The 20,762-nt window shown below is 70.3% G+C and carries 16 protein-coding genes and 2 tRNA genes; 11 read left to right on the top strand and 7 right to left on the bottom strand.

What is annotated here, in order from left to right:
- Nucleotides 1–28: 28 nt before the first annotated feature.
- Nucleotides 29–1,228: an ROK family transcriptional regulator gene (locus LMU33_RS35175; RefSeq protein ID WP_228625109.1), complete on the bottom strand. Its 1,200-nt coding sequence runs from the start codon at nt 1,226–1,228 to the stop codon at nt 29–31.
- Between the two features lie 447 nt (nt 1,229–1,675).
- On the opposite strand from LMU33_RS35175, the gene LMU33_RS35170 reads away from it, so the two are divergent.
- Nucleotides 1,676–2,257 (top strand): biotin transporter BioY, encoded by a 582-nt coding sequence (locus LMU33_RS35170; protein ID WP_228625107.1) that lies wholly within the window; start codon nt 1,676–1,678, stop codon nt 2,255–2,257.
- 177 nt (nt 2,258–2,434) lie between these two features.
- Here LMU33_RS35170 and LMU33_RS35165 read toward each other — a convergent pair whose 3' ends face one another.
- Nucleotides 2,435–3,244 (bottom strand): Fpg/Nei family DNA glycosylase, encoded by an 810-nt coding sequence (locus LMU33_RS35165; protein ID WP_228625105.1) that lies wholly within the window; start codon nt 3,242–3,244, stop codon nt 2,435–2,437.
- 100 nt (nt 3,245–3,344) lie between these two features.
- On the bottom strand, nt 3,345–3,830 hold the full coding sequence (locus LMU33_RS35160) for a ribose-5-phosphate isomerase (RefSeq protein ID WP_228625103.1): 486 nt from the start codon (nt 3,828–3,830) through the stop codon (nt 3,345–3,347).
- A 237-nt stretch (nt 3,831–4,067) separates the two neighbouring features.
- Here LMU33_RS35160 and LMU33_RS35155 point away from each other — a divergent pair, with 237 nt between their 5' ends.
- Nucleotides 4,068–5,492 (top strand): amino acid permease, encoded by a 1,425-nt coding sequence (locus tag LMU33_RS35155; RefSeq protein ID WP_228625102.1) that lies wholly within the window; start codon nt 4,068–4,070, stop codon nt 5,490–5,492.
- An 84-nt stretch (nt 5,493–5,576) separates the two neighbouring features.
- On the opposite strand, the gene LMU33_RS35150 is transcribed toward LMU33_RS35155, so the two are convergent.
- Nucleotides 5,577–6,818 carry a GNAT family N-acetyltransferase gene (locus tag LMU33_RS35150; RefSeq protein WP_228625100.1) on the bottom strand — a complete coding sequence of 414 codons (1,242 nt, stop codon included), beginning with the start codon at nt 6,816–6,818 and terminating at the stop codon, nt 5,577–5,579.
- Between the two features lie 186 nt (nt 6,819–7,004).
- On the opposite strand from LMU33_RS35150, the gene LMU33_RS35145 reads away from it, so the two are divergent.
- Both LMU33_RS35145 and LMU33_RS35140 read left to right on the top strand, forming a co-directional pair.
- On the top strand, nt 7,005–8,177 hold the full coding sequence (locus LMU33_RS35145) for a PP2C family protein-serine/threonine phosphatase (RefSeq protein WP_228625098.1): 1,173 nt from the start codon (nt 7,005–7,007) through the stop codon (nt 8,175–8,177).
- 110 nt (nt 8,178–8,287) lie between these two features.
- On the top strand, nt 8,288–8,749 hold the full coding sequence (locus LMU33_RS35140) for an HD domain-containing protein (RefSeq protein ID WP_228625096.1): 462 nt from the start codon (nt 8,288–8,290) through the stop codon (nt 8,747–8,749).
- On the opposite strand, the gene LMU33_RS35135 is transcribed toward LMU33_RS35140, so the two are convergent.
- Nucleotides 8,739–9,872, bottom strand: a complete 1,134-nt coding sequence (locus tag LMU33_RS35135) for an acyltransferase family protein (RefSeq protein WP_372478120.1) — start codon at nt 9,870–9,872, stop codon at nt 8,739–8,741. The two genes, LMU33_RS35140 and LMU33_RS35135, sit on opposite strands and share 11 nt — an antisense overlap.
- 489 nt (nt 9,873–10,361) lie before the next feature.
- On the opposite strand from LMU33_RS35135, the gene LMU33_RS35130 reads away from it, so the two are divergent.
- On the top strand, nt 10,362–10,556 hold the full coding sequence (locus LMU33_RS35130; RefSeq protein ID WP_055703542.1) for a hypothetical protein: 195 nt from the start codon (nt 10,362–10,364) through the stop codon (nt 10,554–10,556).
- Nucleotides 10,557–11,836: 1,280 nt separating this feature from the next.
- Here LMU33_RS35130 and LMU33_RS35125 read toward each other — a convergent pair.
- Nucleotides 11,837–11,907, bottom strand: a tRNA-Gly gene (locus LMU33_RS35125).
- Between the two features lie 206 nt (nt 11,908–12,113).
- Here LMU33_RS35125 and LMU33_RS35120 point away from each other — a divergent pair.
- The 5 genes from LMU33_RS35120 to clpX all read left to right on the top strand — a co-directional run bounded on the left by LMU33_RS35120 (nt 12,114) and on the right by clpX (nt 16,881).
- Nucleotides 12,114–12,190: transfer RNA gene (locus LMU33_RS35120), tRNA-Pro, on the top strand.
- 191 nt (nt 12,191–12,381) lie between these two features.
- A complete protein-coding gene (tig, locus tag LMU33_RS35115; protein WP_228625092.1) occupies nt 12,382–13,761 on the top strand; it encodes a trigger factor in 1,380 nt (459 codons plus the stop codon).
- Nucleotides 13,762–14,083: 322 nt separating this feature from the next.
- Nucleotides 14,084–14,689 carry an ATP-dependent Clp protease proteolytic subunit gene (locus tag LMU33_RS35110; protein ID WP_228625250.1) on the top strand — a complete coding sequence of 202 codons (606 nt, stop codon included), beginning with the start codon at nt 14,084–14,086 and terminating at the stop codon, nt 14,687–14,689.
- 69 nt (nt 14,690–14,758) lie between these two features.
- Nucleotides 14,759–15,424, top strand: coding sequence for an ATP-dependent Clp protease proteolytic subunit (locus LMU33_RS35105; RefSeq protein ID WP_228625090.1), 666 nt, complete (start codon nt 14,759–14,761; stop codon nt 15,422–15,424).
- Between the two features lie 170 nt (nt 15,425–15,594).
- Nucleotides 15,595–16,881: an ATP-dependent Clp protease ATP-binding subunit ClpX gene (gene clpX / locus LMU33_RS35100; RefSeq protein ID WP_228625088.1), complete on the top strand. Its 1,287-nt coding sequence runs from the start codon at nt 15,595–15,597 to the stop codon at nt 16,879–16,881.
- A gap of 66 nt (nt 16,882–16,947) precedes the next feature.
- Here the strand turns inward: clpX and LMU33_RS35095 are convergent, their stop codons facing one another.
- Nucleotides 16,948–17,931 carry a hypothetical protein gene (locus tag LMU33_RS35095; protein WP_228625086.1) on the bottom strand — a complete coding sequence of 328 codons (984 nt, stop codon included), beginning with the start codon at nt 17,929–17,931 and terminating at the stop codon, nt 16,948–16,950.
- A 137-nt stretch (nt 17,932–18,068) separates the two neighbouring features.
- Here LMU33_RS35095 and LMU33_RS35090 point away from each other — a divergent pair, with 137 nt between their 5' ends.
- Complete coding sequence (locus LMU33_RS35090; protein WP_228625084.1) at nt 18,069–20,693, top strand: valine--tRNA ligase; 2,625 nt, start codon at nt 18,069–18,071, stop codon at nt 20,691–20,693.
- Nucleotides 20,694–20,762 lie beyond the last annotated feature (69 nt).

Below are 20,762 nucleotides of genomic sequence, written 5' to 3'. Positions count from 1 at the left end.
ACTCCTGTCAACATTCCGAGTTTCTGAATTAAATACCCTCAGGTGACGTACCCAGCGGATCCCGGAACAGCACGTCGAGCACCACGGAACCGCCCGCCACCGACAGTACGGAATCCGGGAAACTCGTCGGGAGTACAGCCGCGGTACGGCGATTTCCGGCCGCCTCCCGCAGCGCGCCCAGGCACTCCTCGAAGTGGAGGACACCGACCTCGGTGACGACGACCGTCTCCGGGTTGAGCACATCCAGCAGCAGCCCGGCCGCCCGCCCGGTCGCCCGGGACCGCTCGACCAGCAGCCGCCGGGCCACCTCGTCGCCGGCCGCCGCTGCGGCCACCACGTGCATCGGATTGGCCGAGCCGATCACCCCGGCCGCGCGGGCCCGCCGGCTGAGCGTCCGCTCGCTCAGCTCCGCCTGCAGGCAGCCGCTACGGCCGCACGGGCACGGCTCGGTGCCGCCCGGCACCGGCAGATGCGCGATCGCCCCGGCCGCCGAGCGCGGCCCGTGGTGCACCTCGTCGTTGGTGGCGAAGGCCGCGTCGACCACATTGCCCACGAACAGATGCAGCACGCTCCGGCTGCCCCGGGCCCGCCCGAACAGCCGCTCGCCGTGCAGCAACGCCCGTGCGTGGCCGTCCACATGGACCGGCAGGCCGGTGCGGGCGCCGAGCAGCTCCCGCACCGGCACCTCGCGCCAGCCCAGCAGCTCGTGCTCGACCACGGTGCCGGTCTCCCGGTCCACCCAGCCGCCGACCGCCACCCCGACCCCCAGCGGCCGGCGGCCCGGCACCCCGGCGAGCAGCCCCGCGAGGCCCTCGGCGGCCCGGCCCAGCACCCAGCCGGGATCGGTCCGTTCATGCTTCAGCTCACGCCGCGCCACCACCCGGCCGCGCAGGTCCAGCAGGGCCACCGTCGTGTACGGCACGGCCACGTGCACCGCGCCGACCAGGAACCCCGTGTCGTCCAGGTCGACGGGGACATGCGGCCGGCCGACGCCGTTCGAGCGGCGGGGCACGGCGGACTCGCGGATCAGGCCGAGCTCGGTGAGCCGGGCACAGTGCTCCGTGACCGACGCGGGCGACAGCCCCGTCAGCCGGGCGACGGTGCTGCGCGCCACCGGCCCGTGCTCCAGCACGGACCGCAGTACGACACTGGCGCTGGTGCGCCGCCGGTCGCTGTCGGCGGCGCGTGGAACGGGCGAGACAAGGGTGGATGCCGCGGTACGGGGCATGGGAACCGTCCTCGGGAAACGGGGCCGACACGTCTCGGCAGGGCGAGGCGTGCCGCAGGGCCCGCCCCTACCCCGGGCGGCGACAGGTGGCCGTGCCCTGGCGTCGCAGGTCGACATAGCGACGCGAGGTGAAGTACCGGGCCTGGGCAACCATGCGGTCGAAGCTAGCAAAACGCCCCCGCGCTGCCCAGACGGCGACCGACGGGCGAGACGGTCCCCCGCGGGGCTTTGGCGGGACCCTACAGAGGGGTCGTCAGATGCCGAGGTACCGCAGGCCACTCCACCTCAGTGACCGGTATCACGTCGAATCCGGTGTAGCGCACACTATTTGTGCGAAGCCCACCAACGCGCCGCTCAAGCCTTTGTCGACCGGAGACGGTGATCGGCGCGGGCGGCGCGTTGTAGCGTCACGGTGTTCCCACCTGCCCACTCACCCGCGGAGTCCCCATGAGCACCGCCACCGCCACCGCTCGCCCCGGCGCAGTCCTCGCCGACCTGCTGCCTGCCTCCCGCGTCCGCGACGCGGCCCTCGTCGCAGGCGGCGCCGTGCTCACCGGCCTCGCGGCCCAGGTGGCGATCCCGGTGCCCGGCACCCCGGTGCCGGTGACCGGCCAGACCTTCGCCGCGCTGCTCGTCGGCACCGCGCTCGGCGCCCGCCGCGGCTTCCTCTCCCTCGCCCTGTACGCGCTCGCCGGTGTCGCGGGCGTGCCGTGGTTCGCGGACGGCTCCTCCGGCGCGGCCTCGGTCTCCTTCGGCTACATCCTCGGCATGCTCCTCGCCTCGGCGGCCGTCGGCGCCCTGGCCCGGCGCGGCGCCGACCGCTCGCCGCTGCGCATGGCCGGCACGATGCTCCTGGGCGAGGCGGTCATCTACGCCGTCGGCGTGCCCTACCTGGCCGTCGCCGGCCACATGTCCCTCTCCCAGGCCGTCGCGCTCGGGCTCACCCCGTTCCTGATCGGCGACGCCCTCAAGGCCGCCCTGGCGATGGGCGCGCTGCCCACCGCCTGGAAGTTCGCGAACAAGCGCTAGCACGCCGTGCGCTGACGCCGTGTTTCCTGCGGAAGAGGTTCCCCGGGGCGTAGAGCCTCCTTGACCCGGGCGAGCCTCTTTCGCGTCTTCGGAGGCGAAGTTGAGGGACCGTCCGAGGATCTCCGCGGCGGCAGGGCGGGCGTGCCGCCCGGACGTGACGGGCAGCCCGCCCTCCTTTCACGGTTTCTGGCAGGTGGGGCACCAGAAGAGGTTGCGGTTGGCGAGGCCGGCGGTGCGGACCTCGTCGCCGCAGACGTGGCAGGGCAGGGTGGCGCGGCGGTAGACGTACACCTCGCCGCCGTGGTCGTCCACGCGGGGCGGCCGGCCCATGGCCTCCGGGGTGTGCTCGGACCGCACCGTGTCGATCCTGTTGTTCCGCACCCCTTCGCGCATCAGCGCCACGAGGTCCGCCCAGAGGGCGTCCCACTCGGCCGGGGTGATGTCCTGCCCCGGCCGGTACGGGTCGACGCCGTGCCGGAACAGGACCTCGGCACGGTAGACGTTGCCGACGCCGGCGACGATCTTCTGGTCCATCAGGAGCGCGGCGATCGTCGTACGGCTGCGGGAGATCCTGCGGTACGCCGCGTCCGGGTCGGCGTCCTCGCGGAGCGGGTCGGGACCGAGGCGGTCGTGTACGGCCCGCTTCTCGCTGTCGGTGATCAGCGCGCAAGTGGTGGGGCCGCGGAGGTCGACGTACGCCGTGTCGTTCGCGAGCCGGAGCCGGACGGTGTCGGTCGGCGGGGGTGCGGGGGCCCCGCCGAAGGTGACCTTGCCGAACAGGCCGAGGTGGATGTGGACCCAGTCGGTGTCGCGGAAGCGGAGGAAGAGGTGCTTGCCGTGGGCTTCGGTGGCCGTCAGTTCGGCCCGGTCCAGCAGGGCCGCGGCGTCGGAGAACTTGCCCTGGGGGCTGGTGACACGCGGGGCGCTCTCGAGGAACCGCTCGGCGTAGTCCTGGGCCAGCCGATGAATGGTGTGCCCTTCCGGCAAGGCGGGGGTGTCCTTCCTTCCGCCCACCCGGCTCGGTGGGCCGACGACCGACTGACCCAGGCGGGCATATGGGGGTCGGGGGCGGAGCCCCCGGGGGCCCCTAGCTCTGCGGGTGGTGGGCCGGGACCGGCGGGAGGTCGCCCGTCGTCTCGTACGACGACAGCATGTCGATCCGCCGGATGTGACGCTCGTCACCGGAGAACGGCGTGTTGAGGAAGACCTCGACGAACTTCGTCGCCTCCTCCGTGCTGTGCATGCGCGCACCCACCGCCACCACGTTGGCGTTGTTGTGCTGCCGGCCGAGCGCCGCCGTCTCCTCGCTCCAGGCCAGCGCCGCCCGCACGCCCTTCACCTTGTTCGCGGCGATCTGCTCCCCGTTGCCGGAGCCGCCGATCACGATGCCGAGGGCGTCGGCGTCCGCCGCCGTGCGCTCGGCCGCCCGGAGGCAGAAGGGCGGGTAGTCGTCCTGGGCGTCGTAGATGTGCGGCCCGCAGTCGACGGGCTCGTGACCCGCCGCCTTGAGCCACTCGACGAGGTGGTTCTTCAGTTCGTAGCCAGCATGGTCGGAGCCGAGATACACGCGCATGCCATGAGTGTGACACGCCCCATGGCGGGCAGCAGCCCCGGGTGGCGGCCCCCCGCCGGGTGTCCGGGAACACCCCGTCAGGCCTTCCAAAATGTGAGCAGGACCATAGAACCTCAAGGGAACCTCAAGTAACGATACGGATTCAGAGGTTCCCGAATCCGTTCGCCTCGGATTCACTGGACCGACTCGTACACCGCTCGTACGACATGCTCCGCCTGGCGTAAAGGAAATCCGTCCATGACCCCTGGTTCGGGCCTTCAAGCAGGACTCAAGAACCGCCACCTGACGATGATCGCGATCGGTGGTGTGATCGGAGCCGGCCTCTTCGTCGGTTCCAGCTCCGGTATCGCCACCGCGGGACCGGGCATCCTCCTTTCGTACGCGCTCGTCGGCACCCTCGTCGTCCTCGTGATGCGGATGCTCGGCGAGATGTCCGCCGCCAACCCCACCTCCGGCTCCTTCTCCGCGCACGCCGACCGTGCCCTCGGCCGCTGGGCCGGGTTCTCCATCGGCTGGCTCTACTGGTTCTTCTGGGTCGTCGTGCTGGCCGTCGAGGCCACCGCCGGCGCCAAGATCCTCGCGGGCTGGGTCCCGGGCGTGCCGCAGTGGGGCTGGGCCCTCATCGTGATGACCGTGCTGACCGCGACCAACCTGGTCTCCGTCGGCTCCTACGGCGAGTTCGAGTTCTGGTTCGCCGGCATCAAGGTCGTGGCGATCGGCGCGTTCATCGGCGTCGGTCTGCTGGCCATCTTCGGCGTGCTGCCGGGGGTGCACGCCGACAAGGCGTCCTTCGGCAACCTGACGAACCACGGCGGCTTCCTGCCGCACGGTCCCGGCACCATCCTCACCGGTGTGCTGCTGGTCGTCTTCTCCTTCATGGGCAGCGAGATCGCGACGCTCGCGGCCGGTGAGTCGGAGGACCCGCAGCGCGCGGTCACCAAGTCCACCAACAGCATCATCTGGCGTATCGGCGTCTTCTACCTGGGCTCGATCCTGGTCGTGGTCTCGCTGCTGCCGTGGAACGACCCGTCCATTGCCAAGCAGGGCTCCTACGTCGCCGCGCTGAACTCGCTCGGCATCCCCAACGCCGGTCAGATCATGAACGTCATCATCCTGACCTCGGTGCTGTCCTGCCTCAACTCCGGCCTGTACACGGCCTCCCGCATGGCCTTCTCGCTCGGCCAGCGCGGTGACGCCCCGAAGGCGTTCGCCCGCACCACCTCGCGCGGTGTGCCGATGGCGGCGATCCTGGCCTCGGTCGTCTTCGGTTTCGTGGCGGTCTTCTTCAACTACGCCTACCCGGACACCGTCTTCCTCTTCCTGGTCAACTCCAGTGGCGCGGTGGCCCTGTTCGTGTGGCTGGTCATCTGCTTCTCGCAGCTGCGCATGCGCAGGATCATCCAGCGGGAGGCGCCGGAGAAGCTCGTCGTCAGGATGTGGCTGTACCCGTACCTGACCTGGGCGACGGCCATCTTCATCATCGGCGTCCTCGGCTACATGCTGACCGACACCAAGGGCGAGAGCAGCGGCCGTACGACCGTGCTGCTGTCGGTGGCGGTCGCGGCCGTCGTGGTGATCATCTCCCTGGTGAAGCAGAAGGTCACGGCGGGCCGCCCGGCCCCCGCCGTCGAGGCCCCGGCCGACAAGGTGTCCGTGGGCTGACCGGCCTCCTCCTCGGCCACAACGACGTACGGCACGGTGAAGGCGTCCTTCACCGTGCCGTACGTCGTGGTGGGGGTGGCGTCTCTAGAAGCCGTGCGGCAGCCACGGGGCCACCGGTGAGCCGAACGCCACCGACGCCTCCGTCAGCGCCCCCGGCCGCAGCTCCCGCACCCGCCCGGCGGCCGCGAGCGACAGCAGCGTCACACCGCCGAGATAGGACGCGCCCAGCTCCCTTACGGACAGCGAGAGGTCGGCGGCGTCGGACGTACGCTCGCAGGACGCGCCCTTGGCGTCGCCCGTCAGCCGCCAACGCCCCGCGTTCCACGGGCAGAAGACGTCCTCCACCTCCAGCACGACATCGACCGGCGCCGGATACGTGCGCGCCGACAGCGCCGCACCGACGTCGACGAGACGGACGTACGCGTCGTCCTTCAGGCGCGGCCGGCAGCGCCGGGTGTCCGAGACCAGGTAGCGCCAGGCGTCGTCGACCGGGCGGGACCCCACCGACAGCGTCGTCATCAGGTCGATGCCGAACAGGAACCGCCACAGCGCCGCCTCGGTGACGGGATCGAGCGCGGCCAGGTCCTTCAGGCACACCGTGCCGTCGTGCCCGCTCTCGCCCCAGCCGATCTTGGTGCTGAAGCGGACGTACCCCGTCACCTCGCCGTCCCGTTCGGCCACCACGCACTGCAGCGCCGACGCCCCGTCCCGCCGGCTCTCGGGGTCGAGGAGACCGGCTTGCTCCCAGCCGGGCCGCCTGGCCAGCATCCCGGGCCGCAGGGGCACCAGCGCCGCGTAGACCGCCTCGCAGGCGTCCAGGACGTCGGCGGGCGCCGCGTAGCGCAGCCGTACGTCCTCCACGCCGGGCGGCAGGGACAGCGTCACCCGGCTCGTGTCGATCTCGGCTGCCGTACGGAAGGTGGCGGCGCCGTACCCGAAGCGGCCGTAGATCGCGGGCTCGGACGCGGTGAGTACCGCGAGCGGCTCGCCCAGCGCCCGTACGTCGTCCAGCTGCCGGCGCATCATCGAGGTCAGCACCCCGCGCCGCCGGTGGGTGGCCGCCACGCTCACCATGGTCACCCCGGCCACCGGGAGCGCGGCCCCGCCCGGCACGGTCATCCGGAAGCTGAACGCCCCCGTCGTACCGACGATCCTGTCCCCGTCCCATGCGGCCAGGGAACGGTCGAACTCGGTGAGGGACTTGTCCAGTTCGCGTTCCTCGGGCGGTACCGCCTGGGCGCCGAAGGCGCGGTACAGCACGTCGTACCACCGGTCCCAGTCGGACTCGCGCAGCACCCTCAGCTCGGTTCCCCGGTCAGTCCCCATGCGCCATGCCTACCAGGGCCCTGCGGGACGAGCCAGCGAATTTCTCCCGGACGGCGGCGCGACGGCCTCGCGTGCCGTTCACTGTGAGGACGAACCGACGACGAAGCGCGAAGTCGGGCCCCGCACGGGGGACAAGTGGGACCTCCCGTGCCAAGCAGCCGGTCCGATGGATAGGGTCCCGAACTAATGGCAGCAGGACGAGAGCGGCGCGCGAAGGCCGAGACGTTCACGGCCCGGTTGAAGATGCTGTGGCACCGGGCCCGCACCGGCCTGCGCAGAAGCGCCGTGGACTACTTCCGCGGCGACGGCTCAGACTGGATCGCGTTCGCCGGACTGCTGCTCGCCATCCCCGTCCTCATGGGCATGACCCTGGGCGACTCGGTGTGGTGCTCCCCGGCCACCCTGGTGCTGCCGATCATCGCCGGCGGCCTGCTGCTGCGCCCGGCGAGCCTGCTCGGCCTGTACGCGGCGGCGGCCACCGCGCTGATCGTGGAGTCGGTGCGGCTCGGGCCGTACACCGAGGGGCCCTCGCGGGTCACCCCCGGTGTGGTGCTGGTGGTGGCCGCGTGCGGTTTCTTCGGCCTGCTCACGGCCCAGTTCCGCAGCCGGGTCGGCGTGCCCTGGCGGCGCGGCGGCACCATGCTGTTCGACCTGCGCGAGCGGATCCGGGTGCAGAGCAAGCTGCCGAAGCTGCCGCAGGGCTGGCACCACGAGATGGCACTGCGGCCGGCCGGCGGTCAGTCCTTCTCCGGGGATTTCGTCGTCGCGGCCCGCACGAACGGCGGCCGCACCCTGGAGGTCGTGCTCACGGACGTGTCCGGCAAGGGCATGGACGCCGGATCGCGCGCCCTGCTGCTGTCGGGGGCCTTCGGGGGCCTCCTGGGCTCCCTTCCCCCGCACGCCTTCCTGCCCGCCGCGAACGGCTACCTCCTGCGCCAGGACTGGGACGAGGGCTTCGCCACCTCCATCCATCTCGTCCTGGACCTCGACTCCGGCGACTACGAGCTGTACTCCGCCGGGCATCCGCCGGGGCTGCAGCTGAGCGCGGGCAGCGGACGCTGGGAGGAGAAGACGGCCGAGGGGCCGCTCCTCGGTGTGTACGACGGCGCCCAGTTCGACCCCGTGAAGGGCTCGCTGCGCCCCGGTGACGTGTTGATGCTGTTCACGGACGGTTTGGTGGAAACCTCCGACCGCGACATCGTCGAGGGCATCGACCGGCTCACCGGCGAGGCCGACCGCTATGTCGCCGGCGGCTTCCACGGCGCCGCCTGGCACCTCATCGAGGCGGTCGCGAAGGACGTCAACGACGACCGGGCGCTGCTCCTGATCTGCCGCCGGCCGGCGCCGCTGATCGGCTGACCCGCCCAGCCGTTCACTCGCTGTGGACCAGCCGGGTCGCCAGGCCGGCGGCTCGCTGCCCCGCTCACCCGGCGTTCCCGGCGGCCTCGGCGCCACGGCACACTGGGCCGATGACACAGCTCACGCTCGCCGAGGTCGAGGCCGTCGCCCGCACCGCCCACGAGGGCCAGACCGACAAGGCGGGACGGCCGTACGCCGAGCATCTCGCCGCCGTCGCCGCCGGTGTGCGCGCCCGGGGGGGGGACGCGGAACAGATCGCGGCGGCCTGGCTGCACGACGCCGTCGAGGACGACGCGCTCACCCCTCAGTGGCTCGAAGAGGCGGCCCTGAGCGCCCGTACCAAGGCCATCGTGGACGCCCTCACCAAGCGGCCCGGGGAGGAGCCGGAGGCGTACGCGCGGCGGATCCTCGCCACGGACGGCGCGCGGCTGGTGAAGGAGGCCGACCTGGCGCACAACGCCGACCCGGAGCGGCTGGCGGTACTGGACGAGCCGACCCGGAGACGGCTGACCGCCAAGTACGCCCGGATGCGCGCCCTCCTCGGTCTGCCGGAGCCGGGCCCTACAGGCTGACCTTCGCGCGCTCGTGATCCCTCCGCTGCCGTTCCCGGGCGAGTTCGACCGGGTCCTGCCTGAACGCCCACTCCATCTTCGGCTCCATCGCGAACCGGAAGACGCGCTGCACGGGCTTGGTGCACAGCACGGTGACCACGGTGGCCGCGAGGACGGTCACGAAGATCTCGCCGAGCGGGGTGTGCAGCCAGGCGTGGTCGAACCAGCCGTTGTACTCGCCGGCCTTCCTCAGGAAGCCGTGCAGCAGGTAGCCGTAGAGCGTGCCCGAGCCGATCGCCGTGAACCAGGTGTTCCGGCCCGGTACCCAGGACAGGAAGCAGGCGGTCAGCAGCACCGCGCAGCCGAACATGACCAGCGTCATGACCGGGCCGGTCCACCAGGGCGCGCCCAGCCCCGGCGCCGAGTCACGGCGGTAGAACCACGCGGCGTTCATCCGGGGCGCCGCCCACCAGCCGACGAGCAGCGCGGTCGCGAACACCGGCACCGACAGGATCCGCACCGAGCGGCGGCGCACCAGCCGGAAGTGCTCGGGTTTCAGGGACACGCCGAGCACGAAGTACGGCAGGAACTGCAGGAGGCGCTGCATGTTCAGGACGTCGCCGATGTGCGAGGCGACGGTCGCCAGCATGGCGACGACGAGGGCGAGCGGCACCGGCCACCGCACCAGCTTCCAGATCGGCGTGGTCAGCCGCCAGACGAACAGCGCGCACAGGAACCAGGTCAGGTAGAAGGGGTAGACGAGGCTGATGTCCTGACCGGGGTTGTGGTTGAAGTAGCGCTCGAAGAGCGAGTAGGCCGTCTCGAAGACGACGTACGGCACGGCGACGCCGGTGATCAGCCGCTTGAGCCGGACCGGGCTCAGGTCGAAGTTGCGGGAGAAGTAGCCCGAGATGAGGACGAAGGCCGGCATGTGGAAGGTGTACACGACGTCGTACACGCCCTGGAGGACGCGGCTGTCGCTCTTCAGCGGCTCCCATGAGTGCCCCACCGCCACGAGCACGATCGCCAGGTACTTGGCGTTGTCGAAGAACGCGTCGCGCTGCCGGCCGTCGCGCTGTTCGCCGGATCTGTCCGCCTTCGCCGGCCCCTTCCGCGCACTCGACGGGGTACGCGGGCCGGGCACTGCGCCCGCCGGCGACTGTGCCGGGGGGAGCGGCCTGCGGTTCTGGCCGGGGGACGAGGCGGCGTCAAACATCTCAGGCACCCTAGCGTCGTCTGCGGGATTTCGTAAAACCCCGGCAATCATTCCTGGTTAACGCCTTCGGATAGCCGCCGATATCCCACCACGGGTCGTCAGTTCACCCTGGATGTCCAGATTCATCCCGACTAAATGGGGCATACTGCGCCTCGGCGTCATCAATTCACCATCAATTCGAATTAGATGCGCACGAGATGTGTGCAGGGAGAAACGAAGTCGCTCAATTCTCAGGGGAGTCACGTGCGGGTGCCTGTCGAATTCCCGTGCGGCGGGTCGCCCGCGCCGGGTTCGGTGCCCGACGTTGTGTCACGGGCCGCATGAGGCGGCAGTGTTGGTGGCACGATGGTTCTGGCGGGGGTGCGCGGGCCGTACCTCCGGGCCGGGAGAGCGGACCGACCGAGGGTGTGATCAGTTGTGGCCATTTCACTGTCTGTGGTGCTGCTGTTGGCGATCATCCTTGTAGTGCTCCTGAGAGGGGGGAACATCAAGGCGGGCCCCGCGATCGTCGCGGTCCTCTTCGGTTTCTTCCTCGCCTCGACCGGCATGGCCCCGTCCATCGACCGCTTCCTGAACTCGATAGCGGACTCGATCAGCTCGATCAAGTTCTGACCGGGGCGGGCCCGAGCCGGGACGCACTGAACAAGTTCAGAGTCGAACAACTCCACACAGCGGGGGCGTACGGCGATGGCGCCGCGCGCCCCGGACCCGGCTGCGATTGGCGGCTACCGCGAGCGGCGGCTACCGCATCGAGGACGCGTCTGAACCGGATGCGGACCTGGTCGTCGTCGGCGTACCGGCCGTGGACGCCCTCGACCGCGAGCCGGCGACCGGACCCGGAACGGGCGAAGGCCGGCCACCACCGCCCGCCAGGCCCCTGCAGCGCCGTGACGGCCCCCGTGGCGGAGCCGGGCCGGCGGTGCCCTGACGGCCCCGCGGTGGCGCGGACGCCGACGCCTCGCGCCCCTGGACGGCCAGGCCCGACAGCCCCGGCCGAGGATGTCGGCACCCTCCCCTCGGCTCTCGGCTCTCGGCTCTCGGCTCTCGGCTCCGGGCATCGCTCGAGCCGGGGGCCGGGATCCCCGTCGTCGCCACGGCCGCCCGCTGCCCCGGGACCGGCTGCGCGAACCCGCCACCGGCCCTCAAGGCCCTGCGCGACCTCCACGGCGCAGAAGTGTCCACGGGCCTGAATCCGGCCAATGTCATGGCCGCCCGAGGCGGGCCGTACCCAGACCATCCGGGAGGGCGGTACCGCCCGCTCGAGCGGAGCCGCTGGCGGGGGAGCACCCGGCCCTTCATGTCCCCCGAGCGGTTCACCTCCCTGCGGCCACCCTGTGCGGCCCCCTCGACGGCGTGAGCGCCTGGGAGACGGCGACCCTGGCCTGGACCCGAGCCCCCCGACGGGCTCCTGTACGTCCTGAGCTCCGGCGGCTCCCGGCCCGGGACCCGCCGGAGACCGATCCCGCCCCCACGGAGGCGGTACGACGGCACCGGCACCGGTGGCGGCCCGCCGCCGTCACGACGGCCGCAGCGCCTGCCGTACCGGCGGCCCCTGCCCGTCACCGCGATTGCCGGGCGTGGCGACGCTCCCGGCGCCCGACTTCCCGGCTGGCCGACGGGCCTGACATGCCCAGGCAAAGGGCCCTCCGGCGCCGACCCGGGCGGCTCCTTCAACCGCCGCGCCGCCACCGGCACGTCCCTGATCTGCACGGGCGACCGCATCCTGGCCACCCGCTTCACCCTCGCCGACGCCCGCCAGGCCTGTGGCAGGCGCCGAGCGCGGCCGTAGCTGCGGCCGATGCAGCAGGCCCGGCCGGGCCTCTGAACACGCCAGGGGCCCGGCCCCGCCGAAGCGGAACCGGGCCCCTGGGCTGGTCATGGCGACCGATCGGAGCGGGCGACGGGAATCGAACCCGCGTAGCTAGTTTGGAAGACTAGGGCTCTACCATTGAGCTACGCCCGCAACAGTGCGCCGCAGGTCGGTGGCCGCGGCACTGGAGGCATCGTAGCGGGTCGCCCGCCGCCGAGGCCAACGAGTTGATCCCGGAAGCCCCCGTGCGCGCCGCACGCGATCCCTCGCGCCCCCACGCCGGAGCCCCCGTGCGTACCGCCTCGGAGAATGCGGCCGACGTAACCGGCCAGGGCATGTACCCTACGTGTCGCACCAGACGGGGTGTGGCGCAGCTTGGTAGCGCGTCCGCTTTGGGAGCGGAAGGCCGTGGGTTCAAATCCCGCCACCCCGACCACCCTGCTCACGCACCTGCTCACGACGTCGTGATGATCGCCTTTTGGGGCGCTGACCGGCTGCGGTTACTATGCAAGCTGCGCGCCCGTGTGTCCCGGCCCACTCGGCCTACGAACTCCTCCGGGCGGCGAATCCGCCGGACCAGTCTGGCTCCGGCAGAATCCAAGAAGTCAGCCACAAGGAGACCGAACCGTGAAGAGCGCCGTGGAGACCCTGAACCCGACCCGGGTTCGGCTCACTGTCGAGGTGCCCTTCGAGGAGCTCAAGGACAGCCTCGACGCGGCGTACAAGAAGATCAACCAGCAGGTCACGGTGAAGGGCTTCCGCAAGGGCAAGATCCCCGCCCGGGTCATCGACCAGCGGTTCGGTCGTGGCGCCGTGCTGGAGGAGGCCGTCAACGACGCGCTTCCGAAGTTCTACACCGAGGCGGTCAACGAGGCCGAGCTCAGCCCGCTGGGCCAGCCCGAGGTCGACATCACCGAGCTGAAGGACGGCGAGACGCTGAACTTCACCGCCGAGGTCGACATCCGCCCGGCCCTGGAGATCCCGGACTACTCCGGCATCGAGGTCGAGGTCGACGCCGTCGAGGTCACCGACGAGGACGTCGAGAAGTCGGTCGAGCAGCTGCGCGAGCGCTTCGCCTCCACCTCGCCGGTCGAGCGCGCCGCCGAGGACGGCGACGTCGTCACCATCGACCTGCAGGCCAAGGTCGACGGCGAGGTCCTCGAGGACGGCATCGCCAACGGCGTCTCGTACACCATCGGCTCCGGCGAGCTGCTCGACGGCATCGACGACGCCGTCAAGGGCCTGTCCGCCGGTGAGGAGGCCACCTTCACCTCCGAGCTGAAGGGCGGCTCGGCCGCTGGCAAGGAGGCCGAGGTCGTCGTCAAGGTGACCCAGGTCGCCGCCCGTGAACTGCCCGAGCTGGACGACGAGTTCGCGCAGCTCGCCTCCGAGTTCGACACCCTGGACGAGCTCAAGGCCGACAGCCGCAAGCGCCTCGCGAACATGAAGCAGTTCGACCAGGCCACCCAGGCCCAGGAGCGCGTCCTGGAGAAGCTCCTCGAGCTGGTCGAGGTCCCGGTCCCCGAGAAGCTGCTCGAGGACGAGATCAACACCCGCAAGCACAACCTGGAGCACCACCAGCTCGGCCAGATGGGTCTGACCCTCGACAAGTACCTGGAGATCCAGGGCAAGACCGCCGAGGAGTTCGACACCGAGACCCGCGAGGCCGCGGTCAAGGGCATCAAGACCCAGTTCGTCCTGGACGAGCTGGTCAAGAAGGAGCAGCTCAACGTCAACCAGGAGGAGCTCACCGAGCACCTCATGCGGCGCGCCGCCTCCTCCGGCATGTCCCCCGACCAGTTCGCCCAGGCCGTCGTCGAGGGCGGCCAGGTGCCGCTCCTGGTCGGCGAGGTCGCCCGAGGCAAGGCCCTGGCCGTCGTGGTCGAGGCCGCCACGGTGAAGGACACCAACGGCGAGATCGTCGACCTGGACGACGAGGAGGAGACCGAGGCCGCCGTCGAGGCCGCCGAGGCGTCGGAGACCTCCGAGGAGAACGCCGAGGGCTGACCGGCCCTACGGCGCCTGTGAGGCACGTACAGCGGGCCCTGGGGACTTTCCCCGGGGCCCGTTTGCCGTACCGGGGGCGCGTGCCGGCTCAAGGGGGCGCGGGGAACTGCGCGACAAGCCCCCGCGTACCCGCGGCCCGACGACAACCGCCCCACCACCCACGATCCGCACCCGGCCCCCGGCGGAGCCGCTACGCCCCCGGCGAACACCACCATCTCCGGGATTCCCCGAAGGGACCCTCGCGTTAGGGTCCATGAAAGGCAGAACAATGAGACGGCCCGGCGCCGTCGCAAGACGAGCAGGTGGATACGTGACGAATCTGATGCCCTCCGCCGCCGGCGAGCCTTCCATCGGTGGTGGCCTCGGCGACCAGGTCTACAACCGGCTGCTCGGCGAGCGGATCATCTTCCTCGGCCAGCAGGTTGACGACGACATCGCCAACAAGATCACCGCACAGCTGCTGCTCCTCGCCGCCGATCCGGACAAGGACATCTACCTCTACATCAACAGCCCCGGCGGCTCGGTGACGGCCGGCATGGCGATCTACGACACCATGCAGTACATCCCGAACGACGTGGTCACGATCGGCATGGGCATGGCGGCCTCGATGGGCCAGTTCCTGCTCACCGGCGGCACCGCCGGCAAGCGCTTCGCCCTGCCGCACACCGACATCATGATGCACCAGGGCTCCGCGGGCCTGGGCGGTACGGTCTCGGACATCAAGATCCAGGCCCAGTACCTGCTGCGCACGAAGAAGACCATGTCCGAGCTGACCGCGCTGCACTCCGGCCAGTCCGTCGAGACGATCGTCCGCGACGGCGACCGCGACCGCTGGTTCACCCCGGAAGAGGCCAAGGAGTACGGTCTCATTGACGAGATCATCACGCACGCCTCGGGTGTTCCGGGAGGCGGCGGCACCGGTGCCTGACCGGCCCGGCCACGCCAAGCACCGCCACGACCCCAGCCCCCAGAACGCCACCAGGACGGTGAACACCCCATGAGCAACTTCCCCGGCGCCGCCAGCGGCATGTACGAAGGGCCCCGCCCCGACAGCCGCTACGTCATCCCGCGCTTCGTCGAGCGCACCTCCCAGGGCATCCGCGAGTACGACCCGTACGCGAAGCTCTTCGAGGAGCGCGTGATCTTCCTGGGCGTCCAGATCGACGACGCCTCCGCCAACGACGTCATGGCGCAGCTGCTGTGCCTGGAGTCGATGGACCCGGACCGGGACATCTCGATCTACATCAACAGCCCCGGTGGCGACATGACCGCCCTGACGGCGATCTACGACACGATGCAGTTCGTGAAGCCCGACATCCAGACGGTCTGCATGGGCCAGGCGGCCTCCGCGGCGGCCATCCTGCTCGCCGCGGGTACGCCCGGCAAGCGCATGGCCCTGCCGAACTCGCGCGTGCTGATCCACCAGCCGGCGGGCTCCACCGGCCGCGGTCAGCTCTCCGACCTGGAGATCATCGCCAACGAGTTCACCCGGATGCGTGAGCAGCTGGAGGACATGCTGGCCAAGCACTCGAACCAGCCGATCGAGAAGATCCGCGAGGACATCGAGCGCGACAAGATCCTCACGGCCGAGGAGGCGCTGCAGTACGGCCTCGTCGACCAGATCATCTCCACCCGCAAGCTGAACAACGCCGCCGTCCGCTGAGGCGGAACGGCATACTCTGGGCCCTTCTTGGCAGGGTCCGCGTCAAAGTGAACCCTGCCAAGGGGGGCCCGAACACGGGGCCCGGCAAGGTACCGTCGACATAAGGCAGCACCAGGAGCCGCTGGACTCGAAAGCGTCCGGGCGTCTCCCAGGCGAAGGGGAAGCACACCGTGGCACGCATCGGTGACGGCGGCGATCTGCTCAAGTGCTCGTTCTGCGGCAAGAGCCAGAAGCAGGTCAAGAAGCTCATCGCAGGGCCCGGTGTGTACATCTGCGACGAGTGCATCGATCTCTGCAACGAGATCATCGAGGAGGAGCTCGCGGAGACCAGCGAGGTGCGCTGGGAGGAGCTGCCCAAGCCCCGCGAGATCTACGAGTTCCTCGAGGGCTATGTGGTCGGCCAGGAGGCGGCGAAGAAGGCCCTCTCCGTCGCGGTGTACAACCACTACAAGCGGGTCCAGGCGGGCGAGAACGGCGGCCCGGGCGGCCGTGACGACGCCATCGAGCTGGCGAAGTCCAACATCCTCCTGCTGGGCCCCACGGGCTCCGGCAAGACCCTCCTCGCGCAGACCCTGGCGCGCATGCTGAACGTGCCGTTCGCGATCGCCGACGCCACGGCGCTCACGGAGGCCGGCTACGTCGGCGAGGACGTGGAGAACATCCTCCTGAAGCTGATCCAGGCGGCGGACTACGACGTCAAGAAGGCCGAAACCGGGATCATCTACATCGATGAGATCGACAAGGTGGCGAGGAAGAGCGAGAACCCCTCGATCACCCGTGACGTCTCGGGCGAGGGCGTCCAGCAGGCGTTGCTGAAGATCCTCGAGGGCACCACGGCCTCCGTCCCGCCCCAGGGCGGCCGCAAGCACCCCCACCAGGAGTTCATCCAGATCGACACGACGAACGTCCTGTTCATCGTGGGCGGCGCCTTCGCCGGCCTGGAGAAGATCATCGAGGCCCGCGCGGGCGCGAAGGGCATCGGCTTCGGCGCGACGATCCTGTCCAAGCGCGAGCTGGAGGCCAAGGACGTCTTCGAGGACGTCATGCCGGAGGACCTGGTCAAGTTCGGCATGATCCCGGAGTTCATCGGCCGCCTCCCGGTCATCACCTCGGTCCACAACCTCGACCGCGAGGCGCTCCTCAAGATCCTGGTGGAACCCCGCAACGCCCTGGTCAAGCAGTACCAGCGGCTCTTCGAACTCGACGGCGTGGAGCTGGACTTCGAGCGCGAGGCCCTGGAGGCCATCGCCGACCAGGCCATCCTCCGCCAGACCGGCGCCCGTGGCCTGCGCGCCATCATGGAGGAAGTCCTCCAGGGCGTCATGTACGAGGTCCCGTCCCGCAAGGACGTCGCCCGCGTGGTCATCACGGCCGACGTGGTCCTCTCCAACGTCAACCCGACGCTGATTCCTCGGGATTCGCGGGGGCGGGGTTCGGGGGAGCAGAAGTCGGCGTAAGCCCGCCAGACATGAAAGAGGGGCCCCGGTCGACCGACCGGGGCCCTTCGCCGCGTCCTGGAGCCGTCAGGCCTTGACCCGCACGTCGTTGCGCAGCTTGGCCGCCAAGTCCGCCGTGTCGTTGATCGCGCCGCCCTCGCCCGACGCCAGGGAGGCCACGCTGTACGCCGACACCAGGGCGACCGTGCTGTGGTCACCCCAGATGCACACCGGCATCTTCACGGTCTTCGGCAGGCCCGATTCCGCCGAGCCGGCGGTGTCGAGCTGGGCCACCTGGCACTTCATGATGCCGTGGGAGAAGCCCGCCGGGTGGACCGTCTCGGGGCTGCCGATCAGCTTGCCCTTGAAGTCGGAGTCGCTCTGGTCCTTCTCCGAACCCGTCTTGGCCTTGGCGAACATGGCGTCGACCACCACCTCGGGATGGTCGATGGTCCCGTATACGCCCTTGAAGGAGAGCCCCTTCTTGGTCAGCCCCGTCCCGCTCTCGTAGGTGGCGTCCACCTGCTTCGGGTTGTCCACCCCCCACTTCTCGAAGTCCGAGCGGTCGGAGGCGGTCATGTCACTCGAGGACCCCGAGCCGGCCGACTTCGTGTAGGTCCCGTTGATCACCGAGCTGGGCGTGATGAGCTTGTGCGGCCCGTCGTCCGCGATGTCGCTGCCGCTCCCGCCGACCGCGATATACACCCCCACCGCCACGGCCGCCACCACGGCCACCGCGCCGATGATCAGGCCCGTCTTCTTCTTGCTGCCCGCCGGAGCCGGCGGCTGCGGCATGCCGTAGGGCTGCTGGCCGTAGGGCGGCTGCTGGCCGTACGGCTGCGGCTGCTGCGGCATGCCCTGCTGCGGGTAGCCGTACCCCGGCTGCGGCGGAGCCGGAGGCGCCTGCTGGGGGTAGCCGTAGCCGGGCTGCGGGGCCTGCGGCTGCTGGCCGTAGGGGCCCGGCTGGCCGTAGGGCCCCGGCTGGCCGTACGGGCCAGGCTGCCCCGGCTGGCCGTACGGACCCGGCTGCTGGGGCGGCTGGCCGTACGGGCCCGGCTGGTTGTTGCTCATTTCTGGGTTCCCCCTAGGACGCTTATGTGTTCCTGACATCCTGGCCCAGGCCCGGAAAGCGCGCGGCACCGGGGGCCGCACCGTTACAGAACAAACGTGTTTCGGGACCACCCCGTAACACCTCTAAACTGACCCCCGTGACCGAGAACGCTCAGCAGCAGCCACCCGCGCCCGACTCCGAACTGCCGACCCAGTACGCGCCGGCCGATGTAGAGGGCCCGCTGTACGAGCGCTGGGTAGAGCGCGGTTACTTCGAGGCGGACGAGAAGAGCGACAAGCCGCCGTACACCATCGTCATCCCGCCGCCGAACGTCACGGGCAGCCTGCACCTCGGGCATGCCTTCGAGCACACCCTCATCGACGCCCTCACCCGCCGTAAGCGCATGCAGGGCTACGAGACGCTGTGGCAGCCCGGCATGGACCACGCCGGCATCGCCACGCAGAACGTCGTCGAGCGCGAGCTGGGGAAGGAAGGAAAGTCCCGGCACGACCTCGGGCGTGAGGCGTTCGTCGAGCGCGTCTGGCAGTGGAAGGCCGAGTCCGGCGGCCAGATCAGCGGCCAGATGCGGCGCCTCGGCGACGGCGTCGCCTGGTCGCGTGAGCGGTTCACCATGGACGAGGGCCTGTCCCAGGCCGTCCAGACCATCTTCAAGCGCCTCTACGACGACGAGCTGATCTACCGCGCCGAGCGCATCATCAACTGGTGCCCCCGGTGCCTCACCGCGATCTCCGACATCGAGGTCGAGTACCAGGACGACGACGGCGAGCTCGTCTCCATGAAGTACGGCGAGGGGGACGACACCATCGTCGTCGCCACCACCCGTGCCGAGACGATGCTCGGCGACACCGCCGTCGCCGTCCACCCCGACGACGAGCGGTACAAGCACCTCGTCGGCAAGCTCATCAAGCTCCCGCTGACCGACCGTTCCATCCCGGTCGTCGCGGACACGCACGTCGACCCCGAGTTCGGCACCGGCGCCGTCAAGGTCACCCCGGCCCACGACCCGAACGACTTCGAGATCGGCCAGCGGCACGGCCTGCCGTCCATCACGGTCATGGACGAGCACGCCGTCATCACCGCCCACGGCCCCTTCCAGGGCCTGGACCGGCTCGAGGCCCGCTCCGCCATCGTCGCCGCGCTGCGCGCCGAGGGCCGGATCGTCGCCGAGAAGCGGCCGTACGTCCACTCCGTCGGCCACTGCTCGCGCTGCAAGACCACCATCGAGCCGCGCCTGTCGATGCAGTGGTGGGTCAAGGTCGGCCCGCTGGCGAAGGCCGCCGGCGACGCCGTCCGGGACGGCCGCGTCAAGATCCATCCGCAGGAGATGGAGAAGCGGTACTTCGACTGGGTCGACAACCTCCACGACTGGTGCATCTCGCGGCAGTTGTGGTGGGGCCACCGGATTCCCGTCTGGTACGGCCCGGAGGGTGAAGTCGTCTGCGTCGGGCCGGACGAGGAGCCGCCGAGCGGCGAGGGCTGGCACCAGGACACCGACGTCCTCGACACCTGGTTCTCCTCCGGCCTGTGGCCGTTCTCCACCCTCGGCTGGCCCGAACAGACCGAGTCGCTGGCGAAGTTCTACCCGAACTCCGTCCTGGTCACCGGCTACGACATCCTCTTCTTCTGGGTCGCCCGGATGATGATGTTCGGCCTGTACGCGATGGACGGCACCCCGCCGTTCCACACCATCGCCCTGCACGGCATGGTCCGCGACCAGTTCGGCAAGAAGATGTCGAAGTCCTTCGGTAACGCGGTCAACCCGCTGGACTGGATGGACAAGTACGGCAGCGACGCGCTCAGGTTCACCCTGGCCCGTGGCGCGAACCCCGGTGTCGACGTCCCGATCGGCGAGGACTGGGTCCAGGGTTCCCGCAACTTCGCCAACAAGATCTGGAACGCCACCCGTTTCGCCCTGATGAACGGCGCCACGGTGGAGGGCCCGCTGCCGGACCCGGCGAGGATGTCGGCGACCGACCGCTGGATCCTCTCCCGCCTGAACTCGGTCGTGGCCGAAGTCGACGCCCACTACGAGGACTTCCAGTTCGCCAAGCTGTCGGACGCCCTCTTCCACTTCGCGTGGGACGAGGTCTTCGACTGGTACGTCGAGCTGTCCAAGACGGTCTTCCAGGCGGGCGGCGAGCCGGCCGAGGTCAGCAAGCGCGTCCTGGGCGAGGTCCTCGACGTCACCCTCAAGCTGCTGCACCCGGTGGTCCCGTTCGTCACGGAGACCCTGTGGACGACCCTCACCGGCGGCGAGTCGGTCGTCATCGCGGACTGGCCGAAGGACAGTGGCTTCCGTGACGCATCCGCCGAGCGGGAGATCGAGACCCTCCAGTCGGTCATCACCGAGGTCCGCCGCTTCCGCGCCGACCAGGGCCTGCAGCCGGGCCAGCGCGTCCCGGCCCGCCTGACGCTCGACGGTACGGCCCTCGCCCCGCACGAGGCCGCCATCCGCCAGCTGCTGCGCCTGCAGCCGGAGGGCGACTCCTTCACGGCGACGGCGACCCTCCCGGTCTCCGGTGCCGAGGTCGCGCTCGACCTCTCCGGCACGATCGACGTGGCCGCCGAGCGCAAGCGCCTCGCCAAGGACCTGGCCGCCGCGGAGAAGGAGAAGGCCCAGGCGAACGCCAAGCTCGGCAACGAGGCCTTCCTGGCCAAGGCCCCGGACCACGTGGTGGACAAGATCCGCACCCGCTTGGCCAAGGCGGACGAGGACATCGCCCGCATCACCGCCCAGCTGGAGAAGCTGCCGCAGGCGTAGCACGGCGACGAAGGCCCCCGGAACTGCACAGTTCCGGGGGCCTTCGCCCACCTATGTCAGTGCCGCTCC

Source organism: Streptomyces barringtoniae, assembly GCF_020819595.1.
Lineage (GTDB): Bacteria > Actinomycetota > Actinomycetes > Streptomycetales > Streptomycetaceae > Streptomyces > Streptomyces barringtoniae.
This window is presented reverse-complemented; position numbering and strand designations above follow the sequence as displayed.